A 25,978-nucleotide genomic window follows, 5' to 3' on the forward strand; every position below is an offset into this window, starting at 1 on the left:
TTAGCAAAATTTATTATAATTTTAATAATTATTTATATAGATATTTTTTTAAGTAAAAATACCTTGAAATTATTTAACGGAGGTATTAATGGACAAAATATATAATCACACGCTAGTTGAAAAAGACATTGATAAAAAATGACAAGCTAAGAAATATTTTCAAACTCATGATTTAGATAAAAAACCTTTCACTATTTTGCTACCACCACCAAACGTAACTGGTAAGCTACATTTAGGTCATGCACTCGATGTTTATATACCTGACACAATTATAAGATATAAGAAACTTAATGGTTTTGATGTTATGTGAGTTCCAGGTATGGATCACGCCGGAATTGCTACACAATCAAAAGTTGAGGATGTTTTATTCCAATCAACAGGTCAAACTCGTCACGATTTAGGCAGAGAAGCTTTCGTTGGTAAGATTTGAGAATGAAAAGCTGAATATGCAAACTTATTTAGACAACAATGATCAAAAATTGGTCTAGCACTTGATTATTCAGCCGAAAGATTCACACTTGATGTAGAAGCTAATGAAGCTGTTTCAAAAGTTTTCATTGACTTATACAACAAAGGTTTCATTTACAAAGGTGTTAAAGCAATTAACTGAGATGTTAAGTTACAAACTGCTTTATCAAACATTGAAGTTAATAATGAACCTACAGAGCAAAAAATGTACTACATCAATTATCCAATTAAGGGTTCAAACAATGTGTTGACAATTGCTACTGTTAGAACTGAAACTTTATTAAGCGACGTTGCTGTTGTATTTAATCCAAATGACTCAAGATACAAAGATTTAGAAGGACAAGTTGTAATTCACCCAATTACTAAAAAAGAATTGCCAATCATACCTGATGAATATGTTGATATTAACTTTGGTTCAGGATTAATGAAACTTAGTGCACATGCTGAAGTTGATATTGATATTATAAAAAAACACAATCTTGAAATCAACGAAACAATTTCAAAAGATGGTTTAATTAACTATCCTGCATTACCTGAATTCCACGGTTTAGAAAGATTTGTGGCAAGAGAGAAGATTGCGCAATTTTTACAAGATAATGGTTACATTCAAAAAGTTGAAACAACAATTTCAAATGTTGGTATTTCAGATAGATCTAAAACACCAGTTGAAATTTTAGTGCTACCACAATGATTTGTTAAAATGGAACACTTCAGAGATTTAATCTTAAAAGATTTAGATTCTCCAGAAACTGTTAAGTTCTATCCAAAACGTTTTGAATTAACTATGCGTCAATGAATGGAAAATGTTTATGATTGAACAATTTCTAGACAGCTTTGATGAGGACACAGAATTCCTGCTTGATATGACCAAGATGGTAATATGAAAGTTCAAGTTGATTCACCAGGTGAAGGATGAGTTCAAGATCCAGATGTTCTAGATACTTGATTCTCATCAGGACTTGCTCCATTTGTGTTCTTAGGATGACCTCAAACTGATGAAAAACTAAAAAGATATTATCCAACATCTCTTTTAGTTACAGGTTATGACATTATTTTCTTCTGAGTAGCTAGAATGTACTTCTTTGGACTTGAATTTACAGGTCAAAAACCATTCGATAGATTACTACTTCACGGCCTTATTAGAGATGCACAAGGTAGAAAAATGTCTAAATCATTAAATAATGGTGTTGACCCTATGGATATGGTTGATAAATATGGTTCAGATGCTTTAAGATGATTCTTAATCACAAATACAACACCAGGTTTAGATATTAAATTCTCAGACGATAAAGTTGAAGCTGCTTGAAGAGTTAATAACAAGTTATGAAACATTGCTAGATACATTAATGAACTAGAAGATAATAACAATGAAGCTACTGATGCAGATAAGTGAATATTAAATCAACTTAAAAACTTATCAGTTAAGATCGATTCACTTATTGATAACTATGAGTTTTCAATCATTGGTTCAGAAATCTACAAATTTATTTTCACAGACCTTAGTGGATGATACGTTGAATTCTTAAAGAGTTCATATTCTAAAAAATCGGCTCTTGAAGTCCTAAAAAAAACTTTAATTGCGCTTCATCCATTCTTACCATTCATAACAGACAGGTTATATTCAGAAATCTTTAATGCAGAATTATTAGAACAATTATGACCTACATTTGAAGATGATCATTCAACTGATTATATAAACACAGTTATTGATGTTGTAACTGAACTTAGAAAATATCGTGAAAATAATCAAATTTCTAAAAAAGAACTTCTTATTTATTCACTTAAAAACGACGTTCCACAAGTTGCTGTTGAGACAATTAACAAAATGGTATTTGCTTTATACGAAGATAATAACGATTACTTAATAGCACTAAATGACAATGTTTTATTCATAAAACAATCACATGAAACAAAACAAAGAAATAAAGAGCTCCTTTTAGAAAAAATTAATTTTGTTAAAGCAGAAATAGCTAGAGCAGAGCAACTTTTAAACAATGAAAGATTCGTTTCAAAAGCTCCTGCTGATAAAGTTGCTGTTGAAAAAGCAAAATTAGAAAAATATACAGATGAACTTAAAAAATATGAGGAGGAATTATCATGCAAATATTAAGCGGTAAAGAGTTAGCTAAACAAGAATTAGCTAAATTGAAACAAGAGATAATTGATCTTGATTTAGAAAGAAAATTAAGAATGGCAATTATCCAAGTAGGAGATAATGCTGCTTCAAACAAATACATAGCTCACAAATTAAGAGTAGCCGAAGATTTAGGGATTGAGGCTGAATTATTCAAATTTGATGAGGATATCTCTCAAGACAGATTACTTAAGAAAATGGACAGAATCAATGAAAAATTCGATGGAATCATTGTTCAGTTACCATTGCCTTCTCATTTACCAACTCAAGTTATTTTAGATGCAGTTCCATATGATAAAGACATTGATGGACTTACAACAAAAAATGAATTCAGATTATATAACGATACAGCTGACAAACACTTTATTCCAGCTACAGCACGTGGTGTTTTAGAATTAATGGAACACTATGGAATTGATGTAGAAAACAAAAGAGTATGTGTTGTTGGAAGATCACATGTTGTAGGAAAACCTCTTGCACACATTATTAAAAGAAAAAATGCTAACGTTTCTACATATAATGAAGAAACAGGAATTAAGGGTATTGAAAATGCAGACATCTTAATCGTTGCAATAGGTGTTGCAAAATACATTAAAGCTCACAATGTTAAAGAAGGAGCTATTGTTATCGATGTTGGAACTAACTTGGATGACAAACTTTCAGCAGAATTATCAGGTGATGTTGACTTTGAAGATGTTAAAGATAAAGTAGCTGCAATTACACCAGTTCCTGGTGGAGTTGGACCTATGACCGTAGTTGCATTAATGAAAAACTTAGTTGACATTGTTAAATAGGAGATTAATGCAGAAACCTAAAATTATCTTTATCGATCTAGATGGAACCACATTAGATGGACCGGAAGAAAAATTCTGAATGCGTAGTGCAACAGAATTTACTAAAAAAACACTTACAGAGTTAAATAAACAAATTCCAGTTGTAGTTGCAACTGGTCGTGGTTTAAGTGCAAAAACTTCTGATATTGTTAAAGGTTTAACAGGAGAAATTACATATATAGCTTGAAATGGAGCTGTTACAGTTGAGAATGGAAAAATTATTTCAGAGGAAATAATTGAACCTGAAAAAGCACAGTTATTATTTAATTTAATCTCTAAAAGCTTTGCTTTTGTAACAATTGATTCAAGTCACGTATATGTAAAAAACTACTTATATTACATTATTAAATTTGTAAATAAAATTTACAAAAACTTTTCTAAGAAATTCAGATGAATTACAAATGCAAAACCATACAAAGACTTCAAAAACGATTTTCCTATACACAAGGCTCTTTTATCTAGTTTATCAGCTAGAAAGGCTGCTAAATTTGCTAAAAGATGAAAAGAAAAATATGGAGACATATTTGAAATAGCATTTGTTGGAGAAAAAAATAAAACCTTAGAAATTACTAAGATTGGTTCATCAAAAGGTGAAGCTGAAATTGCATATTGCAAACTTAAGGGGATTGATCCTAAAGATGCTATGCACATTGGCGATTCAATGAATGATTCAACTACAAAAGGTAAAGTTGGAACATTAATTGCAATGCAAAATTCAGTTCCTGAACTAAAGAAAATTGCTGATGAAATTACTGAATTCCCATGCAATCAATCTGGACTTGCAAAGTATTTATCTCAATTTTTAGATAAGTAAATTTTTCACAAAATATGGAATAAATTTTCCATATTTTTATTTTTTATTTGTATAAAATTATAAGTAATATAATTTTTAAATTATATTGATACATAATACAACTAAAATAATAGAAATTTTTAACCTTATTTTAAGGAGGAAAAATGAAGAAAATTTTTAAAAAATTATTTTTAACATCAAGTTTAGCAGCTAGTGCTATTTTACCGATGGTTTCACTTTCATGTAATAAAACAGGTGATAATGGAAGAAAAGAAATTGTTACACCAAAACCAGTTATTCCTGCTGCACCAGCTGAGGTTTCATTAGAAAATGCAAGCAATGTATTTAAACCTATCGAAATTCCTGCTGCTTCAAAAGATCAAATCTTAACTTATTTAAAAGATGGAAATAACAAATTCTTATACTTCATGAGAAATACAAATGAAATTGGTTTAAACAGAAAAACAGGACCAGCTGTTGGGGCATTATTTGAAGAAGCTATTAATGCTCAATTCCATCCAGCAAACTTTGAAGAACCAATTTTCACATACAAAGGTACAGACAGACCAAATGGTGATATTAACTTCCAATTTAATGCAAGTACAAATGAATTAACTTTAACATACAAAGCTGCAATTAAAACAAGTGCTGCTGATAATAGTGGATATGAATTTTCAACTAAAACATTCACATCAAAATTTACTGTTTTCTTTAAGGAAGCACAAACTACAACAACTCCACCAACAACAGGTGGAAACACAGGAAGTTCAAATATAACTATTACACCATTAAATTCAAACTACTCATACAACTATGATTCAAGTAATAATTACTATGCATCAGCTAACGGAAAAAGCGGTGCAGAATTATATGCTGCATTATTAAAGATTCAAAAAGCACATTTATCAGGTGTTAGAACATATGGAGATATTCCAGGTTTCTACAAATCAAGTAACTCACCATTCAGAGATATTTACTTTGAAAAAGATAACACAATCTTAGATATTTATTCCGAAAACCCAACAGGCACAGATCCATACACATATAGATCTTATCCAACAAGTAATAATGCTTCTGGTGAGAGCTATGGAATGAACAGAGAACACGTTATTCCTCAATCTTGATTCAGTAAACTATCACCAATGGTTTCAGACGTTCACCACATTTATCCAACAGATATTAAAGTAAACGGAGTAAGAAGTAACTATCCTCACGATTTAGTTGCGAATGCTTCTGCTAGTTGAACATCAATGAACGGTGGGAAATTAGGGACAAACTCAATTGGTATGACATCATTTGAACCAATCAATGAATTCAAAGGTGACATTGCTAGATCATACCTTTACTTCACTGTAACTTACAATGACAGAAACTTAGCAGCTACATCTCAATCAATCTTCACTAGAACAGCACCTTACATTAAAGAACACTACTTTAATACTTTCGCAAACTGAACAGCAACTGATCCAGTTTCTCCATTTGATGTTGCAAGAAATAATAAAATTGCTGCATTTGAAGGTGGATTAAGAAACCCATTCATTGACTACCCTAACTTATTAGAAAACTTAGTTGGATCAAATCCTAAACCATTCACAAACTTAGGAGTGCTTGTTTCAGCTACACAAAAGAATTAATCAAATAGGCCAAAATGGCTTATTTTTTTCACATTTTGTGAAAATTAAGGCTATTTTCTATCACTTTTTTAAAAAAGTGATAATAGTAAGGGTATGAAAAAGTTTTTAAAACCATTATTAGTATTAACACTATTTGTTACATCTACATCAGTATTATCAACTCAATGTTCACAAAAAAATCCAGAACCATCAAATCCAATTGATGAAAAACCAACACCAGAACCTAAGGAACCAGTTACAGATCCAATAACTCCACCTGTTTCAAATCCAAATCGTGAACCAAATCCGGGACAACCTATAAACGAATACGAAATACCTGATGCTTCAAACGTAGTTACTAACCCAATGTCTTTAACAGAAGAAAACAAGCAAGCAATTGTTTCAGGATTAAGTGCACAAAATGCAAAACTTGTCTTCAATGCTGCTGATAACACACTTCGTTTGAATGATGCAAATAATACATTTGTTGCGTTGTTAAATGATGATGGTATTTTTCAAGAGTTTAAACTTATTAATAAAGCATTTGCAGGAAACGAAATCACTAATGAAGAAATTACAAGCAACAAATTAATAGATGTTGATTCATTTGATGCACAAACAAACACAGTTGTAATTAGTTATAAAGTTGGACAACCAGCTGATGGTTATATTGCAGTTGGAAGCAATGTGTATACTTCAACATTTACACTTGATTTTTCAGGTAACGTGGTTCAACCAGTTGAAAAGGATATAACAACTTTATATAACAATATTTTAGTTTCATTACCACTTTCAGGAGACTTAAAAACACAAGTTTTAGCTAAGTTAAATGCTCATGAAAATATTGCTTATATGTACACAGACAGAACGGTTGGATTAGATAAGAAAAAAGGACCAGCATTTCTTAAATTCAAATCAGAATTTGAAAACGATGAGTTCCAATTAGTAAATGATGTAGAAAAAGAATTTACATACAAAAATAAAAAATATCCAAATAGTTTCTTAAATTATGAATACGATGCACAAACACAAACGCTAACAGTTAAATATAAATTAACAGCTAGAAATGAAGATAAGACATTTGACTACTCAAATGACAATTTATACACGTCTGTTGTAAAACTTAACATTGTTGAGGAGTCATCTACAGAAGAATCAGATAATGGAAGTGATAATCCATCAACACTACCATCATCAGGAAATGATGAAACACCATCAAATCCAAATCCAGAACCTTCAGAACCAACTCAACCAGTTACTGTTAATGGTTTAAGATATGATGCAAGTAATAATTACTATGCACAAGCTGACGGTAAAATGGGCGATGAGTTATATGATGTATTATTAGCAATTCAAAGCAGTCACTTTGGAGGAGTTCGCTCATATGGTGCTTTAGGAACATTCTATGATCAATATAATGCATTTAAAGATAAATATTTTGAAAAAGATAATACATTGTTAGATATTTATTCAGAAAATCCAAACGGAAGAGATCCGTATACATTCCCTGATTTTCAATGAGGAAAAAGATCATCTGCAAGAGATGAAGGGGAAGGGACAAACAAAGAACACTTAATTCCACAATCTTGATTCAACAAAGAATCACCAATGGTTTCAGACGCGCACCACGTTTGACCTACAGATATTAAAGTTAATGCAAACAGAGGTAATTTCCCTCACGACAATGTAAGTGATGCATCTAAAACATCAAGAAATGGTGGAAAATTAGGGACAAACTCAATCGGTGAGACAACATTTGAACCAATAGATGCATTCAAGGGAGATATTGCTAGAGCATATCTATACTTTACAGTTACATATAGAAATAGAAACTTAAATCAAAAATCAAATTCAATATTCTCAAACACTAAACCATACATTAAAGACCACTACTATCAAACATACAAAAACTGAGTTTCAACAGATTCAATTTCACAATTTGATATTGATAGAAACAACGAAACAGCTAGATACCAAGGTGGATTAAGAAATCCATTTATCGATTATCCAGACCTTATTGATAGTCTTGAAGGTAGAAAACCATTTGTTAATAGAGGTATTTTAGTAGGTTTAGAAAATAGTTAATTAAAAAGCAAAATGAAAACACCCTAGTTTGAATTACTAAGGTGTTTTTAATTATCTTTTAACACTTATAAAGTGTTTGTCTTATTTTTTAAGACCTGATCATTTTCAGAATCTAACTTCGTCAATGTCAATTCCAACTTCTTTAATGTATCTGTTGTGGTATGCAACTTTTTCTTCCATTTGTTTTACGAAGTCAGCTGCTTTATCACCGTAAACTGCTTTAGCAGCTGTGATTGAGATGTGGAATCTATCCATGTGGCTCATTTGTCTAATGTCAAATGATGTTGTGATGTCTCCGTTTTCTCTGTAACCGTGAACAAATAAGTTATGGTTTTGACGTGAGAAGAAGATATCTCTAATAAGACCTTCGTATCCGTGGAATGCGAATACAACTGGTTTGTTCTTTGTAAAGATTGTGTTGAATTCAGCATCTGATAATCCACGTGGGTCAATGCTTGGGTGACGTAATTTTAATAAATCAACTACGTTAACGAATCTAATTTTAAGTGAAGGGAATGCTTTGTTGATGTATTCTAATGATGCTAATGCTTCTAAGTTTGGTTCTGTACCTGATGCAACAACAACTAAGTCTGGTTCTTCACCTGGTTTTGTTGTAGAAGCTCAATCAATAACTTTAAGACCTTTTTCAACTAATTCTTTAGCTTCTTCTACATTGTAGAATTGGTCTCTTGGTTGTTTAGAAGCAACGATAAGGTTAATTACATCTCTTTCTCTGTAAGCTTTGTCTAATACAGCTAATAATGTGTTAGAGTCAGCTGGTAAGTATTCACGAATTAATTCAGGTTTTTTGTCAGCTAAGTGACCTAAAATACCTGGATCTTGGTGTGTGTAACCGTTGTGGTCTTGTTGGAATGCTGTTGATGTAGCAATAACGTTAAGAGATGGGTAATCTTTTCTTCAGTGAACTTTTCTTGCTTTAGCAACTCATTTCATGTGTTGTGTAAGCATTGAGTCAACAACTCTTAAGAATGATTCGTATGAAGCAAACATTCCGTGACGTCCTGTTAATACGTATCCTTCTAAGAATCCTTCAGCTTGGTGTTCTGATAATTGTGAATCGATAACTCTTCCAACTGGTCCGATAGCTTCATCTAATTCAGGATTTACTCTTTCTAATCATTGTCTGTTTGTAACTTTAAGAACATCGTAAAGTCTGTTAGATTTAGTTTCATCTGGTCCGAATACACGGAAGTTATCTGGGTTCATTTTGATTACTTCAGCAAATCATTTTCCAGCGTTAACCATATCTTGGTCTTGAACTGAACCAGGTTTTTTGATGTCTAATGCAAATTGTGTTCAGTCTGGTAAGTTTAATGCTCTAGGGTTTACACCACCATTTGTAATAGGGTGCATTGCCATTCTTTTTGCACCTTTAGGAGCAATTTCAGCATATTCAGCTTTGAATTTAGCATTTTCATCAAATAATTCTTCTGGATGATATGAAGTTAATCATTCTTTTAATAAGTCTAATGTAGCTGGTTTTTCTGATGTAACAGGAAGTGGAACTTGGTGTGATCTAAAGCTTCCCTCATATGTTAAACCATTGTATGTGTGAGGTCCTGTTCAACCTTTTGGTGTTCTAACAACAAGAGCTGGTCAAATAGGTCTTGTAGCTTCTTCAGCTGATTTTTGTCTTGCTTTTGCTTGAATCTTTTGGATTTTTTCAATAGCTTTGTCAAATGCTTTTGCCATTGGTTTGTGAATTCCTCTTTGGTCAAAAACATCAGCTTCAACAAAGATAGCTTCTCATCCAAATCCAGCTAACATATCTCTGATTTCTTTATCTGATTTTCTAGCTAAGATTGTTGGGTTTGCAATTTTTCCACCATTGATGTGGATGATTGGTAATACAGCTCCATCATTAACTGGGTTAATGAATGATGATGAGAATCATCCTGCTGTAAGTGGTCCTGTTTCAGCTTCCCCATCACCAATTACTGTAGCAGCAATGATTTGTGGGTTATCTAAAATAGCACCTGTTGCGTGTGATAATGCGTATCCTAACTCTCCACCTTCGTGAATTGATCCAGGTGTTTCAGGTGCAGCGTGAGATGCAGTTCCACCAGGGAATGAGAATCTCTTGAACATTCTTTTTAATCCCTCTTCATCTTGTGAGATTTCTGGGAATAATTCTGTGTAGCTTCCATCTAAGTATGAGTTAGAAATCATAACTTGACCACCGTGTCCTGGACCTTCAATGTAGAACATTTCTAAGTCGTATTTGTTAATAACACGGTTTAAGTGAGCATAGATTAAGTTTTGTCCTGGGATTGTTCCTCAGTGACCGATTGGGTACATCTTAACATCTTCGGCTTTTAACTCTTCTCTAAGTAAAGGGTTGTTTCTTAAAAACATTTGCCCAACTGAAAGATAGTTAGCAGCACGTCATCAAGCATGCACTTTATCTAAATAATTTTTACTATCAAATAAAGTTTTTTTCATCTTGTTTCCTTTTTTGTTTGATTTTATTTCGAAATAAATTTAAACATCAAGTTAAAACGTTTTGTAACTTAATGTATCATTATTTTACTTTATTTATTTTTTAAACAAAACCGAAAATAACCAATATTTTGCACCATCAAACTACTTGAATTTTGTACATTTATATAATTATTTTTAGAAATTTTTAGTATTATTTATCGCATATATTTTCTATTAAATTTAATTAATGATTTTATATAAAACTGCATCTCTAATTAGTTTCATTATCAGACAGAAATAATAGAAATTGCATTTTGTGGTACAATATAAAAACTAATTTAAATGTTATTGGAAATAATGTTTTCAAAAATTATTTTTGATAAAATTAATGTGCTAATTTAACAAATGGACAGGACCTAGATGAAAGGCTAGGCATAGGTTGGTTTTGGCGCTAAAACACAATACATTTATTAAACAATTTTATATATATATAAAATAGAAAGGAAATTACATGGCAAAATTAGATTTTGATCGTAGTAAAGAACACGTTAACGTTGGAACAATCGGACACGTTGACCATGGTAAAACAACTTTAACTGCTGCTATTGCTACAGTTTTAGCTAAAAAAGGATTATCAGAAGCTCGTGATTACGCTTCTATCGATAACGCACCAGAAGAAAGAGCACGTGGAATTACAATTAACACATCACACATCGAATACCAAACAGAAAAACGTCACTATGCACACGTTGACTGTCCTGGTCACGCTGACTATGTTAAAAACATGATTACAGGGGCAGCTCAAATGGATGGAGCTATCTTAGTTGTTGCTGCAACAGATGGACCAATGCCTCAAACACGTGAACACATTCTTTTATCTAAACAAGTTGGGGTTCCTCGTATCGTTGTATTCTTAAACAAAGTAGATATGCTTGAAGGTGAAGAAGAAATGATCGAACTTGTTGAAATGGAAATCCGTGGACTTCTTTCAGAATACGGATTTGATGGAGACAATGCTCCAATCATTCGTGGATCAGCTCTTAAAGCATTAGAAGGTGATGCAAAATACGAAGAAAAAATTATGGAACTTATGGATTCAGTTGATTCATATATCCAAACACCTGTTAAAGAATTTGACAAACCATTCTTAATGGCTGTTGAAGACGTTTTCACAATTACAGGACGTGGAACAGTTGCTACAGGACGTGTAGAACGTGGAACACTTAAATTAAACGATGAAGTTGAAATCGTTGGATTAAAACCTACTAAGAAAACAGTTGTTACAGGAATCGAAATGTTCCGTAAAAACCTTAAAGAAGCACAAGCTGGAGATAACGCTGGATTATTACTTCGTGGAGTTAACCGTGATGAAGTTGAACGTGGACAAGTTTTAGCTAAACCAGGTTCAATCGTTCCTCACACAGAATTCGAAGCTGCTATTTACGTTCTTAAAAAAGAAGAAGGAGGACGTCACACTCCATTCCTTAAAAACTACAAACCTCAATTCTACTTCCGTACAACAGACGTTACAGGGGGAATTGAATTCGAACCAGGACGTGAAATGGTTATGCCAGGGGAAAACGTTAACTTAAAAGTTAAATTAATCGCACCTATCGCTGTTGAAGAAGGAACAAAATTCTCAATCCGTGAAGGTGGACGTACAGTTGGTGCAGGAACAGTTACAAAAATTGTTAAATAATTTGACTAATTGTTTTTCACAAATAATTTCAAATACACAGATTTAGGTCTGTGTATTTTCTTTGCATTTTTTTAACAAAAAAAATCAACACCGTAGTGTTGATAGTAAATTGTTTTATCTTTCTTTAACTAATGTAACAATAACGAAATAAAGTAGTTGAGCTAATGAAATAAATAACTGAAATCCGTGCTGAATTCCTAAAGTGATTAATGATTTTCTACACATATACTCGACATAATCAGCCGTTTTTCTAATTGAATATCATTGAAGAATCATAAATAATGAGATTAATGCAACCATTAAAATTCCGATTCATCAGTTAATGTTATCTCTTTGTCTAAAAGCAAAGAATGAAATTAAGAATGTAACTAATATTGCAAATGATAGAACTAAAATCATTACTATTAGTGATCTTACATTAATAATTTTTAACATTCCTAATATTCCGGTCAAGAATAATATTCCTACTGGTATAAAAATAACTGATGCTAATTGCAATGATGCATACTTGATAATTTCTAATGCAGAGTTATCATATGTATATGTTCCAAAACTAATTAATAATAAAGCTGTTCCGATTACAATTCCATAGAATAATGCATAGAAGAAGAACTTGATGCTCAAGAGTATTGCATTTTGAGATTCATTTTTCGGTTTTATAAAACTCAGAATCATAATTCCAATAAAAGGGACTATTATCATCATTATTAAAAATAAAAGTTGATAAAACCGTTTTGACATTGAATTTAGTATTAGTAAATCAATTCACACAAAGAAGATTGATAATAATGATAATAAAAGCAATCCACCAGTGCTTGTTAATAGTATAATTCCATAAAATAATTTTACAGATCCTGATTTAACATCAGGAACTACTTTAATAGTTTCTTGATTATTCATAATTTAAATTGTAATACATTATGAATAAAACTAAACTATATTAATAACTAATATACAAGGTATATAGGAGTAAAAATGAATGTAACTAAAAACTTATTAGATGAATTTAAGTCAAAATTTGAATCAAAATCAAACAATAAAATGATTCAAAACTCAATCATCAAAAATGGTATTAAGAATACAGTTTTTGATCATCAAACATTTATCAAACACGATCACGTTTTTGACATAGAAACAACATTAGGTGATATAACATCACAAAAAAATAGTGGAAGATGTTGAATTTTCGCTTCGTTAAATATGGCTAGAGTTGAAGCTGCTAAGAACTTAAATGTAAGTAGCTTTGAGTTTTCACAAAACTACTTTGCTTTCTATGACAAAATTGAAAAAGCGAACACATTTTTAAATTATGCAATCGAAACAGCGAACTTACCTTTAGAAAATAGAGAAGTTTATCACTTAATTAATAGAAATGTTGCTTCAGATGGTGGGTACTGAGAATATTTTGCTAACTTACTTAAAAAATATGGTGCAGTTCCAAAATCAATTATGCCTGAAACATTCCATTCAGGAAATACAACAGATATGAATGAACAAATTGATAAGCATCTTAAAAATGGAATGAAGAAAATTAGAGTACTTGTTGCACAAGGTGCTGATAAGACACAAATTCAAGCAGTGAAAGAAGATGCACTTTACAGAGTTTATGACATCGTTTCTAAATGTTTAGGAACACCAGTTACTGAGTTCACTTATGAATACAAAGATAAAGATAATAAGTATCACAAAATTGAAAACATAACTCCTGTAGAGTTTTTCGAAAAATATGTAGGAAAAGATTTTGATAAAAAAGTTAATCTAGTTCACGATCCTAGAAATCTTTATGACTATGGAACTAAATATGTTCTTAAATATCAAAAATCAGTTTATGAAGATCAAGATGTTGAAATGATTAACGTTCCATTAGATGTAATTAAGAGTGCTGTAATTGCTTCATTAAAAGATAACTTACCAGTTTGATTTGCCTGTGATGTTGATCCTTTCAAAGATAATAAATCAGGAATTTTTGACCCTAAACTTTATGATTTTGATTCAGTTTTTGAACCAATTAGTGACTTTAATAAAGAAGATAGAATTATCTACTTTAACTCAATGTTAAATCACGCGATGGCTTTTGTAGGTGTTAAGACAGAAAACGGTAAACCGATTGCTTGAAAAGTTGAAAACAGTTGAGGTGATGATTCTGGTAAAAAAGGTGTTTACTCAATGTCTGATGAATGATTTGATGAATACAACTTCTCACTTATTGTAGATCCAAAATATGTTCCAGAAGAATATCTTAAAGCTGATAAATCAGTTGCTCTTGAGTTATGAGAACCATTTGCTTAATAGCAAAAAGTTAAATTTTTACATTAAAAACCAAAAAATTTCGCTTTTTTGGTTTTTATATTACAATTTATATACTTATTTAAGTATATAAAGGAGAAATATGTCTAAAAGAGTTGTTATAGGTATGAGTGGTGGTGTTGATTCATCAGTTGCTGCTTATTTATTACAAAAGCAAGGTTACGAAGTAGTAGGATTATTTATGCGTAACTGAGACAGTATTGTTAATAATGATTTTCTTGGAAACAATGATCTTAAACAAGATATGTGTCCACAGGAAAGAGATTATATGGATGCTCAATCAGTTGCAAATTCATTATGTATCAAACTTGAAAGAGTTGACTTTGTTAAAGAATATTGAGATAATGTTTTTGAAAACTTTATTGAAGAATTCAAAAAAGGAAGAACACCTAATCCGGACATTTTATGTAACAAGTACATAAAATTCAATGCTTTTGCTAACTATGCATTTAATGAACTTAAAGCAGACTATATTGCTATGGGACATTATGCAAATGTAATTGATGGTCACTTATACAGAGCGAAAGATGAAGATAAAGATCAAACTTACTTTTTAGCTCAATTAAGTCATGATCAACTTAAAAAAGTTATTATGCCACTTGCTGCATTAACTAAACCTGAAATTAGACAAATTGCTTCTGAGTTAGGTTTAATTACTGCAACCAAAAAAGATTCAACAGGAATTTGTTTCATTGGAGAAAGAAATTTTGGACAATTCTTACAAAACTATATACCAGCACAAGATGGAGATATTGTAGATATTACAACAAATAAAGTTATTGGAAGACATGTTGGATGTTTCTATTACACAATTGGACAAAGAAAAGGTTTAAATTTAGGTGGTATGGCTGAACCATATTATGTTTGTGGTCACGATGTGCAAAAAAATATTTTATATGTTGCACCTAACTCAAAACCTGAATATTTAATTTCAAATAATTTAATCGCTTCAGGTTTAACCTTAAATAACAAAGATTTTAATCCTGATAATTTAACTGCTAAATTTAGATATAGACAAAAAGACATTAAAGTGTCCGTTGAATTTTTAGGTGATGATAAAATCAGAGTATTCTATCCTGAGGGTTCATCAGCTGTTACACCAGGTCAACAAGTTGTTTTATATGATGGAGACAAATGTATTGGTGGAGCAACAATTGATGAAGTTTATGATGATGAAACTAAAAAATGATACATATAAAAAATCATATGGGTGTTAAATTAAACCATATGATTTTTCTTATCTTAATTTCCAATTAATTGGTTTTTATTAACTACATTTAATTTAGGTGCAACTAGAACTGGAGTTTCACTTTGTGGAGAAATTGATGCTGCTCAAGATGAACCGACACTTTCTAAGTTAGGGAAGTTAAGTGCAGAAATTGTTCCGAATCCATTTGCAAATGTATTTGAAGCAATACCCTTAACATTTTCTCCTTGAATTGAGTTTATTTGGTTTGAGCTCTTGAATGCAGTTGTGTAGATAAATTCAACCTCATCAGACAATGTAACATAAGGGTTATCAGATTTAAGTTTAATTAAAACTTTTCCTAACATCGCTTTTGTGCTTTCTTGATCGTTTAAGATGTTATAGTAATATGGTGTTCCTTGAAGTGCTGTAGTACCTAGAGAAGTTAAGTTAGGTAAGTTTAAACTTGTTAAGTTTGATAATGATCCAAATGTTCCTTGATTTACTGATTTAACATTTTCTGCTGTTATACTTGTAATAACTTCATTAGCAGTTGCTGCTTCTGGAATTTTATTGTCAAATGAAAATGCAGAGTTGTAGATTTGTGTAATTGATGGGTCTAAAGTGATTTCAGTTTTATTATTGATATTTTTGTAACCAATTAAAACTGAACCTAATTTAATTTGCTCTTCATTTGAGTTTGAAATGTGGTCATAGTATCATTTTGAACGGAACAACGCATACTCACCTATATTTTGAACATTTTGAACATCAAATGTTTCAAGTGCTGGAGTATCTGCAAATGCTTCATTTGCAATATAAACTTCAGGTGCTTGAATTGTTATTGATCTAAGTGTACTGTGTTTAAACATTTCTTCTGAAATATAAACTGGTTGTGTTGAAGTAATTGTAACTGTATTGATATTTTCATTGCTCTTGAATAAACCATTTAAAAAATAAAGCGGCTTATCTGCAGTTATTTGCATATCAGTTGCTTCACTATCCACAGACACATAAGCATTCTCATTAAGTTTAATTTGTTTTTTAAAGCTTTCTGGAACTGTATTTGCAAATTCTGCTAACAATTGATATCTAAATGCATTTTCTCCTAAATAAGTTGCTTTTGGTAAAAATATATTTCTAATATCTTCTGTATTTAATGAATCTTTCCCTATTTTTTCAGCATATGGAGCATAAACATATGAAACTTTTTTATCCTTAAATGCTTCCTCCATAATTGCAGTGTAATTTTCGTTTAAGAAAATAGGTATTTGTTTTTCTGGAATTTCGTATTTAAGTCCTAAAACAGTATTGTTTTGTTTCTTTAAAAAGAAATCGGTAAATTCACTAATGATTGACTTCAGCATTGTTGTAGTTTCATCTTTTTGAAGAAACATAGCTCATACAATGTTAACTATTACGTTTTTTTCAATCTTTATGGCATCGTTATTAAGCATTTGACCGATCGTATATAAGTTCAAATTGGTATTACCCTTATGTTTATTATTTATTTCTTTTAAGAAAGTTAAGATTTCATCTTTTTTCTCAGTTCCTACTGAATCAAGTGTTTCAGGATTATTTATTACAGAATTTACTAATTCAGAAATATCAACAATTGTTTCTGCCATTCCATAGGTTTCGATATGCAAGTTTCTTTCAGCTTGAATATCAGATTCCGGATTAGAATAATTCAAAAACGGAAAAAGAAGAGAATTATTCTGTGATGCTTTAACAGTTTTATCAGTATCATCGAAAGATTCATATAATTCCGTGATTGCAGCAAGAAAGAATTGTTTAACTTGCTCCTGATCCTTTAAATTTGTAAATAGATCATTTAAAGAATTTATATCCATTCTATTAAGTAAGATATATTTATCTCTAATAACCTTCATAACTATCGGGTACATGTTATCAAATGATGAGCTAGTCAATTTCAACGCATAAGAGGTTAAAGTAATCAGCTTATCTAGTTCAAAATCGTCTAATTCTTTTATGTTGGCACTATTTAGCTTTTCGATTGAAGATTGATATTTTGAAGTCACATATTTTTTTGTCTTTTCAATTAATAAGATAACTTCATTTGTTAGAGGGATATTTGAAAAGGTGATTCCTTCAACCTCTTTTTTACCTTCTTCTAATGATTTGATATCTTGTAAGTTTTTTACTATTTGGTCTTTAATTTTTAGAGCTTCCACGTAATTCTCAGAATTATCATTAATATCTGCATTTGTTAGCGATTTGACTAAATTAGCATAGTTATTAAAAAGATTTGGTGTAAGCGCCATTGCAGTATCGGTGAGTGATTTTGAGAAATCCAATAATTTCTCTTTTTTAGCAATTGTTTGAGCTGTGTCACCTGAGTTTACAATCGGGTTGCCTGGTTTAGGTTCTTTTGGCGCTTCTTGAGAACATGCAATAGTTCCTGTTACTGATGAAATCGCACCAGTTAATGTTAATAATTTAAAAATAGTTTTTGTTTTTAATTTCATATTTCTCCTAATTAATATAATTTTACACTTTATAGAATTTAACTTGGTTATTTTAATTAATTGAAATTAACAAAATTTTGTGCTAATTATTTTGAATTCAAATCTACAATTAAAACTTTTAACTTAGTGTACAAGATGTTTTAGTAATAAAAATGAAAATAAGGATATTCATTAAAACAAATTTAAAATTTAAACTGTTTAAAAATCTTTTTAATATAATTTAGTAATATTTTTACTTTTATTTCAAAGAAATAAAAGAACATAAGGAAGGTAAGTATGAATTCAAAACAAATTAGAGAATCATGATTAAAGTTTTTCGAATCTAAAGGACACTTTGTTGTTCCTTCAAAAAGTTTAGTTCCTCAAAATGACCCATCATTACTTTGAATCAATAGTGGTGTTGCAACTTTGAAAGATTACTTTTCAGGTAAAAAAGAAGCTCCTGCAAAAAGATTAACTAACTCACAAAAAGCAATTAGAACAAATGACATCGAAAATGTTGGTATTACAGCTAGACATCATACATTCTTTGAAATGTTAGGTAACTTCTCAATTGGAGATTACTTTAAAAAAGAAGCTATTGATTTTGCTGTTGAGTTTCTATTAGACGTTCTAAAACTTGATAAAGACAGACTATATTTCACATACTACTATGAAGATTTAGAAACTAAAAATTACTGAATGGCTCACGGTTTTGACGAATCACACATGATACCAGGTGGCAAAGATACTAACTTCTGAGAAGTTGGTTCAGGTCCTTGTGGTCCTAACACAGAAATTTTCTATGATCGTGGTGAGAAGTATGATTCAAGAGGAATCGAGTTACTTAAAGAAGACATTGAAAACGACAGATACATTGAAATCTGAAACATTGTGTTTTCAACATATAACTCAAATGGTGAAGGTGAATATACAGAATTAAAGCAAAAAAATATTGATACTGGTGCTGGATTAGAAAGAATTGTCTCAATTATGCAAGATGCGCCTACAAACTTTGATACTGACTTATTTTTACCTATTATTCACGAAATCGAGAAATTCACAAATTATAGATATGATACAAACAATTACTTTGTAAATGATAAAGATCAAACTTTAATGAACTCATATTTTAAAGTTATCGCCGATCACATGAGAACAGTAACTAATGCTATTGCTGATGGAGCTAAACCATCTAATGTTGGTAGAGGTTACATTTTAAGAAGATTAATTAGACGCAGTGTTTATAAAGCTATGCAATTAAATATTCACGAACCTTTCTTATACAAACTTGTTGATGTGATTAAAGAAACATTACCTTTTGAATATGATGTAAATCCAATTAAAAAAGTTATTGAAGATGAAGAATTAACTTTTGCTAAAACTATTGAAAATGGAAAACAAATTCTATCTGACTTTATTGTTGAAGATTTAAAAGTTTTCCCAGGAGACATTGCATTTAAATTATTCGAAACATATGGTTTCCCTGTTGAATTAACTGCAGAAATTTTAGCTCAACAAAATATCCAAATTGATTATGAAGCTTTTGAAGCAGCAAAACAAAAACACGCTGAAATGAGTAAAGGAATAAAAGTTTCAGGAATGGATAAAGTGATCAACTCATTAACTTTAATCAAATCAAAAGTTGATGAATTTATTGGTTATGAATACACAAAATCAGTTTCAAACATTTTATACTTACTAGATACTGAAAAAGAAATTGAGCAAGCTAACGGAATTTCATATGTCGTGCTTGATAGAACTCCTTTTTATGCAACTAGTGGTGGTCAAAAACACGACCGTGGTTACATAAAACAAGGTACAAATACAATTTTAATCTTAGATGTTTTCAAAGATAAATTTGGAAACCACATTCACAAAGTTGAAGGAAAAATTGTTAAAAACTTATCTGTAGAGTGCTTTGTTGACGAAACAATTAGACTAGGTCTTGAAAGAAACCACTCTGGAACACACTTATTGTTCAGTGCACTTAGAAGTGTTTTAGGAAATCAAATTAAACAATTAGGTTCAAATAACAATGAAGAACGTTTAACATTTGATTTACCAGCTGATACAAGACCTACAAAAGAAGAAATTAGAGCAATCGAAAACTTAGTTCGTGAGTACATTAAGATGGACGCTGTAAGACATTACTTGAATATGACTACAGACCAAGCTAAAGAAATGGGTGCAATTATGACTCTTGAAGAACAAGAATATATGAACCCATTAAATGTAAGAATTGTTAAATTTGACAATATTACAGCTGACTTATGTGGAGGTACTCACTTATCAAATACAGCTAAATTGGAAAACTTCAAAATTACAAACGTTGATAAGAAAGCTGCTGGTGTATATAGAATTAGAGCTATTTCATCAAATGCTTTAGTTGATGAGTTTTTAGATCAAGAAATTGATAAATTAATTATTGAAGCAGAAAAATTAATTGACAAAAACACTAAGCTACAAGCTTCATACAACTTTGATTTAAATATTCCTACTGCAAAAGAAGAAGCAATTGACTACTTAGAAGAAACAATTGAAAAACTTAAAGAAGACAATAAGCAAATTCAAAAAGATTTACAAAATTCATTTGAATTTGATTATGACTCAATTGAAGTTTTAACAATAAATGGAAACAAAGTTTACGTAAATCAAACAGTTGATAAATCAAACATTAAAACAGTAGCTTCTACATTAAGAGAAAAATACAACGACATTTTAGTTGTGCTTACATCAAATGATGAAACCAATCCAATGATTGTTGTAGCTTCAAAAGAATACAATTCAAATGCTATTGCACAACAATTATTTGCAAAACTTAATGGACGTGGTGGAGGAAACGCTATCTTATCTATGGGTAAAGTCGCAACTGCTAATAACTTAATTGCAGCATTAGAAGAGATTACATGAGAAAAATAGGTCTAGATTTAGGGACTAAAAGTTGTGGAATTGCAATCACTGATGAAAGTGAAATCATTGCATCAGGAATAGAAAACTTTAAATTCGAAGAATATAAATTTACCCAAGCTCTTGACAGAATTAGCTACTACATTAATGAAGTTTATAAAAACAAAATCGATGGAATAGTGCTTGGTTACCCACTTAAAATTAGTGGAGATAAGAGTGATAGAACTTTAATGGTTGAAGATTTCAAAAAGCAACTTGAAGAAAATTTTAACTTACCTGTTTTATTGGTTAATGAACAATATTCAACTAAAAAAGCCCATGAGACTATGATTGAAGCCGGTTTAACTAGAAAGAAAAGAAAAGATCATAAAGATAAGCTTGCAGCACAAATCATACTTAATGATTATTTAGATTACTATAAACATAAATGAGGTAAATAATGAGTGATACAACAAGAACGATTTTAATGGTATCTGCAATAGTTGTGTTTGTTTTAGGTATTGGTATTTACATTTGGTTAAATATTTACTCAAGAAAGATTCGTAAAAAATATTTAGCAAAAGCGCAAGCTGAAGCACTTGTTCAAATTGAATCTTTACGTAGTGAACTTGGTGTATTACCTTTTGATATTAAAGACTTCCTAAAATCAAAAGCAAACGATTTAGACATTGAAGGTATTATTAATACAATTTATCAAAATCATTATCAAAATTGTTTAATTATCGATGAAAAAGATATGTTCCCAATAGTTGCAATTGACTCAAAAACAAAATCAAATATTTATTATTTAAACTCAAGTTTAAATAAAGACTTATATGATAAAGTTAAAGAGAATTTTGGTGATGAAGCTGGTAAAGGAATAATAGAATATAAAGATCAAGAATTAGATTTTGTTGCGATTTTACGTACTGAGCAAGACATAAATGACTTATATGATAAGTATGTTCACAAGATGCAAAAAGGTATGTGTATTATTAGTTTTGATAATGCAAAAAGATCTGAAATTAAAAGATTAATTTCATTACTTAGAATGTCTTCAATCCCATATGAAGTATCATTTTTAAGTTCTAAATTTCTTTTTATAGTAAAAAGATAAAATCAGACTAAAATAAAATATAATTAAATTAACTTTTCTCAAAATAACATAAGGAGAATGATTATGAACAATGAAGAATTAAAAGGTGTTGTTTACCTATCGCAAGAAACTTACGATAGATATAAAAAAGAATATGAACATTTAGTTAATGTTGAAAGACCTGCTGTTCAAGCTGCCTTAAAAGAAGCTAGAGCACAAGGGGACTTATCAGAAAACGCTGAGTATGATGCAGCTAGAGATAGACAAGGTGCTGTTGAAGGTAGAATTAGCGAATTAGAACAAATTTTAGATAATGCAAAAATTATTGAAGCTAAAGATGAGTCAACACAAAACACAGTTGGAATTGGTACAACAGTTCAATTTGTTAAAAAAGACACAAATCAAGTTAAAGAAGTTACGATTATGGGTACACACGATACAAACCCATTTGAAAATAAAATTTCAAACAAAAGTCCACTTGCAGTAGCAATGATGGGACATGTAGCTGGTGATGTTGTTGAAGTTGATGCACAAACAAAATACATGATTGAAATTTTAAGTGTTAAATTCAGTAATTAAGTTGAATTTTTCTTTTCTAATTTATGGAACTACATAATTCACAAAATCATAATTCTTGCTCTAATAAAGAATTAATATGAATTGCAAATTCAAATAAACAACAACAAACTAGACATAAACACAAACAAAATCTTTTCACAATAAAAAACATAGCTTACTTAGCTATGTATATGGCAATTATTGTAATTTTAACTTTTACACCCTACACAGGATATATTACGATTGGTGTTATATCAATAACAACTGTTCCAATTGTTATTTTAATTGCTTCAATTCATTTAGGTATGATCGGAACTTTATGAAGCACGCTGTCATTTGGATTTTGATCTTGAATAGGTTCGATTGTTTTAGGGTATCCAATTTTCAATAACATCTTATATTCATTTGTACCAAGAATCGCTTTATCTTTATTTTTAGTAGGAGCATATTATTTATGCTTTAAAATAGGTAAATTCAATATATTCACAAGTACAATCTTTGCTTTCTTAATTTTTGCTGCCAATACATTATTCGTTTCAATTTTTATTTTTATCGGAATTCAATTCATAGGCATAAAAGAAGTATCATCACCATCAGTATGATTAACATTAATTTGAGTAAATATGCTAGTTGAATGATGTGTTTTAGTAATAATTTCAATAGCAATTTATCCATTTTTAAAATGAGTTTATAGACAAAATGTGATTAATAAAGTTTCGTTAGGATATTAGATAACTTTGAGAGCTCGACGAGCTCTCTTTTTACTTAACATTCAATAACTATTTATTTTTAATTATTTTATGCAATGGGTGATATTATTTAAATATTAAGAAAAGGAATCAAGAATGATATTAATGATTATTTATTATCTATCCTGACTGATAGATGGGAAAATGAGATTTATATGACATAAACTGTTTGACATTATACGATTAATTGATTCAGGGACGAAAATACGTCCTGAAATTTTTGATTACTTAAAAGAAAAATTTCTTAAAAGATTGAAATTCGAACAGATATTATTAATCGTTTTCCTTGTAATCATCACAATATCGGCTATACACACAATTATTTCGATAATTTTAGCATGCATTTATTTTGCTAAAATAAATACTATCACTACTTTCTGTTTCTACACAGGATTACCTGCTTCTATTATTTTACTATGTGAGGGTTCTTCACTTTTGGGCCTTTGAATATCAGGTAATCTAAAATCATATTTGGATGATTATATAAATTACTTAATACCAGAATATTCAAGTAAGAATGCAAGATTATCCAATGAAAATTTATATGATAATTTGATTCTAAATGCTCATTCCGAAGTTCATTTTTTAATAAATGAAAAGACAAAATTTAAAACAGTGTGGCCTTCAGTTAGAGTAGACATATCTTCAGTGTTATTTCCTTGAATGCATATTAAAATCAAATTTTTAAAGAAATCAAAAACTAAGAAAATGGATGTTTATTTAGTAATGATATTATGTGGCGATGGTATGTGAAAACTTAGTAATATTGAATTAAAACCTGAAATGTTTTATTATGAATATAAAAGAACAATTCTTAATGAAAATATAAAACCACCAAAGCAAAAATTTGTATTGAGTCAAAATTATAAGACTAGAGAAATTGATATTTAAGTTTTTTACTTCTATGTAAATAATTGAGTCAAAAATTTTGACTCTTTTTTTAAATTTATTTTCAATAAAAATCATCTTTATGTTGAATTTGTTATTTTTTTCACAAAATATGAAAAAATACGATAAAAAAGCGCTATTTCCTGTTATATATTCTCTTTAGTGATAACATTAAAAAATAAGGTGCATCATTTTTTAAGGAGATATTATGGAATCAAAATTCCTAAACGTTTTAAATATAATAGGTTCAACACCTTCAATGGTAATGCCTGTAAATCAACCGACTATTGCTAAAAAAGTTGATAGTTCTGGAATCAACAATTCAAATGATATTAGGATTGACCAAGAAAATTTAGAAAAGGAAACTTTGGAATTATTTGAGAAAAATAAAGAAGAAGTATCTGCTATTACAGATGTAATTATTAAAAATTATTCTAAAAAATCTGCGAAAAAAACAGTTGAGTTAATTGATGATCAAAAAATTGAAAATTTATTTTTAAAAACCGCTCAAAAACAAATAGAAAAGAAATCAGGAGCATTTGTACCAACTGAAGAAATAAAGGATAAGTTAATAGAGAATAATAAATTTGAAGAAATTAAGGATAGTTTTAAAAAAGAATTGAGAAACAATATTCTTCTTATGAAGAAAGAAGATTCTAAAGTAAAAAAAGCAATAAAAGAAGAAATCGCCAAAAACAAGACAGAAATAAAGAGATTAGTAACTGACTATGAAATGGAATTTGAAATCAATGATGACGGTACAATCAATAGTAAGCAATTGATTTTTGAATATAATAGACTCAAGAAAAAAGTAGAAGTTATAAACGAAATTATGATACCAGAGTTAAATTTTATCAGAGATCTAGAGGCTGTTAAGGTGTTTGTTATTAGTCTTGCAGTTATTGCTAGTGCTTCTGCTCTTGTGTCTCATATTGTTAATTTATTTACTTGAGGAAGCATGACGTTAGTAGCCTTGGTTTCAACAGGAATTGCTGCCGCGCTTTCAACAATAGCTGCTCTTATAGATGGATATGTGCAGCATAGAAAATCAATATATGATGAAATGGCAGGAATAAAGGAAAGGTTATTTTCTGAAGATATGTTCTCTGGTTTATGAACGGCAGCTACATTGTGGCCGTCCTTTGTAATGTCTGTAGCAGGACTAAAAGATAAAATTACTAGTGAGGCATTAGCACTTAATTTATTCAGAAGTGGTATATCTGATGCTCAAAGCACTTTGTCAACAGGTGCTAATGTTGCAGGATTAATTGGTTCAGCAGTATCGCTAGGTACAGAAATTAATGATATTGTTCAAACTGCAAAATCTTTATCAGCCAATAAAACACGGAAATTAGAGTATTTAGATGAAGTAGCTCGATATGCAGTTGGTATGCAAAAAATTGAAAAGGTTGAATGAGTTGTTATTGATGAAACTAAATTAGACAAACCATATAATGAAGGTGGTAGAGGAGGTCAAAATAGATACTTCTTTAACCTAAAAACTAAACAAACGAGACATATTTCGCATTTTCTAAATATGTCTAAACAAGAATTGGCTATGAATGGATTTATAAAAGTTAAATCAAAAACTCGTGGTCAATATATTAAGAGAATTCCAAATAAAACTAAAGAGGACAATCTAGGTTAATTTATTAATTTATTTATTAATACTAGATAAGTTATGATATTTGCATTATTATTATTCCTAACAAAACTTTTTCAACCAAGACTGAGACTTGCCGAATATAAGCTTTATGTTGTTATAAGGCT

Annotated in this window: 18 protein-coding genes; 15 read left to right on the forward strand and 3 right to left on the reverse strand. The window is 30.1% G+C overall.

What is annotated here, in order from left to right; genetic code table 4:
* The first annotated feature begins 88 nt into the window (after positions 1-88).
* The 5 genes from NPA13_RS00635 (at position 89) to NPA13_RS00655 (ending at position 7,926) form a co-directional block, all read left to right on the forward strand.
* On the forward strand, positions 89-2,578 hold the full coding sequence (locus NPA13_RS00635; protein ID WP_257089335.1) for a valine--tRNA ligase: 2,490 nt from the start codon (positions 89-91) through the stop codon (positions 2,576-2,578).
* Positions 2,566-3,396 (forward strand): bifunctional 5,10-methylenetetrahydrofolate dehydrogenase/5,10-methenyltetrahydrofolate cyclohydrolase, encoded by an 831-nt coding sequence (locus NPA13_RS00640; RefSeq protein ID WP_257089337.1) that lies wholly within the window; start codon positions 2,566-2,568, stop codon positions 3,394-3,396. Before NPA13_RS00635 ends, NPA13_RS00640 begins: the two co-directional genes overlap by 13 nt.
* 7 nt (positions 3,397-3,403) lie before the next feature.
* The gene (locus NPA13_RS00645) at positions 3,404-4,249 is read left to right on the forward strand and encodes an HAD family hydrolase (protein ID WP_257089339.1); all 846 of its coding nucleotides are present in this window, start codon (positions 3,404-3,406) and stop codon (positions 4,247-4,249) included.
* Between the two features lie 143 nt (positions 4,250-4,392).
* On the forward strand, positions 4,393-5,862 hold the full coding sequence (locus tag NPA13_RS00650) for an endonuclease (protein WP_257089341.1): 1,470 nt from the start codon (positions 4,393-4,395) through the stop codon (positions 5,860-5,862).
* Between the two features lie 93 nt (positions 5,863-5,955).
* The gene (locus NPA13_RS00655; RefSeq protein WP_257089343.1) at positions 5,956-7,926 is read left to right on the forward strand and encodes an endonuclease; all 1,971 of its coding nucleotides are present in this window, start codon (positions 5,956-5,958) and stop codon (positions 7,924-7,926) included.
* Between the two features lie 81 nt (positions 7,927-8,007).
* On the opposite strand, the gene NPA13_RS00660 is transcribed toward NPA13_RS00655, so the two are convergent.
* Entirely contained in the window at positions 8,008-10,389 is a 2,382-nt protein-coding gene (locus NPA13_RS00660) for a phosphoketolase (RefSeq protein ID WP_257089345.1), read from the reverse strand.
* Positions 10,390-10,879: 490 nt separating this feature from the next.
* On the opposite strand from NPA13_RS00660, the gene tuf reads away from it, so the two are divergent.
* A complete protein-coding gene (tuf, locus tag NPA13_RS00665; RefSeq protein ID WP_257089347.1) occupies positions 10,880-12,067 on the forward strand; it encodes an elongation factor Tu in 1,188 nt (395 codons plus the stop codon).
* 114 nt (positions 12,068-12,181) lie between these two features.
* Here tuf and NPA13_RS00670 read toward each other — a convergent pair whose 3' ends face one another.
* Complete coding sequence (locus tag NPA13_RS00670) at positions 12,182-12,967, reverse strand: MAG0110 family membrane protein (RefSeq protein ID WP_257089349.1); 786 nt, start codon at positions 12,965-12,967, stop codon at positions 12,182-12,184.
* 75 nt (positions 12,968-13,042) lie between these two features.
* Here NPA13_RS00670 and NPA13_RS00675 point away from each other — a divergent pair, with 75 nt between their 5' ends.
* The gene (locus tag NPA13_RS00675; RefSeq protein ID WP_257089351.1) at positions 13,043-14,356 is read left to right on the forward strand and encodes a C1 family peptidase; all 1,314 of its coding nucleotides are present in this window, start codon (positions 13,043-13,045) and stop codon (positions 14,354-14,356) included.
* Positions 14,357-14,456: 100 nt separating this feature from the next.
* Complete coding sequence (gene mnmA / locus NPA13_RS00680) at positions 14,457-15,572, forward strand: tRNA 2-thiouridine(34) synthase MnmA (RefSeq protein WP_257089353.1); 1,116 nt, start codon at positions 14,457-14,459, stop codon at positions 15,570-15,572.
* Positions 15,573-15,616: 44 nt separating this feature from the next.
* On the opposite strand, the gene NPA13_RS00685 is transcribed toward mnmA, so the two are convergent.
* Complete coding sequence (locus NPA13_RS00685; protein ID WP_257089355.1) at positions 15,617-18,049, reverse strand: leucine-rich repeat domain-containing protein; 2,433 nt, start codon at positions 18,047-18,049, stop codon at positions 15,617-15,619.
* A gap of 276 nt (positions 18,050-18,325) precedes the next feature.
* Between NPA13_RS00685 and alaS the strand changes: the two genes are divergently transcribed.
* From alaS to NPA13_RS00720, 7 genes are all read left to right on the forward strand, one after another.
* Positions 18,326-20,950 carry an alanine--tRNA ligase gene (gene alaS, locus NPA13_RS00690; RefSeq protein WP_257089357.1) on the forward strand — a complete coding sequence of 875 codons (2,625 nt, stop codon included), beginning with the start codon at positions 18,326-18,328 and terminating at the stop codon, positions 20,948-20,950.
* Positions 20,938-21,378 carry a Holliday junction resolvase RuvX gene (gene ruvX / locus NPA13_RS00695; protein WP_257089359.1) on the forward strand — a complete coding sequence of 147 codons (441 nt, stop codon included), beginning with the start codon at positions 20,938-20,940 and terminating at the stop codon, positions 21,376-21,378. Before alaS ends, ruvX begins: the two co-directional genes overlap by 13 nt.
* Positions 21,378-22,034, forward strand: coding sequence for a BC85_0335 family putative methyltransferase (locus NPA13_RS00700; protein ID WP_257089361.1), 657 nt, complete (start codon positions 21,378-21,380; stop codon positions 22,032-22,034). The genes ruvX and NPA13_RS00700 overlap by 1 nt, the downstream gene beginning before the upstream one ends.
* A gap of 63 nt (positions 22,035-22,097) precedes the next feature.
* Positions 22,098-22,592, forward strand: coding sequence for a transcription elongation factor GreA (greA, locus tag NPA13_RS00705; protein WP_257089363.1), 495 nt, complete (start codon positions 22,098-22,100; stop codon positions 22,590-22,592).
* Positions 22,593-22,615: 23 nt separating this feature from the next.
* Positions 22,616-23,302 carry a hypothetical protein gene (locus tag NPA13_RS00710; RefSeq protein WP_257089365.1) on the forward strand — a complete coding sequence of 229 codons (687 nt, stop codon included), beginning with the start codon at positions 22,616-22,618 and terminating at the stop codon, positions 23,300-23,302.
* Between the two features lie 114 nt (positions 23,303-23,416).
* Positions 23,417-24,211 carry a hypothetical protein gene (locus tag NPA13_RS00715; RefSeq protein WP_257089366.1) on the forward strand — a complete coding sequence of 265 codons (795 nt, stop codon included), beginning with the start codon at positions 23,417-23,419 and terminating at the stop codon, positions 24,209-24,211.
* A 205-nt stretch (positions 24,212-24,416) separates the two neighbouring features.
* Positions 24,417-25,856 carry a hypothetical protein gene (locus NPA13_RS00720; protein WP_257089368.1) on the forward strand — a complete coding sequence of 480 codons (1,440 nt, stop codon included), beginning with the start codon at positions 24,417-24,419 and terminating at the stop codon, positions 25,854-25,856.
* The last annotated feature ends 122 nt before the right edge of the window (positions 25,857-25,978 follow it).

The organism is Mycoplasma sp. 2045, from assembly GCF_024582715.1.
Lineage (GTDB): Bacteria > Bacillota_I > Bacilli_A > Mycoplasmatales > Metamycoplasmataceae > Mycoplasmopsis.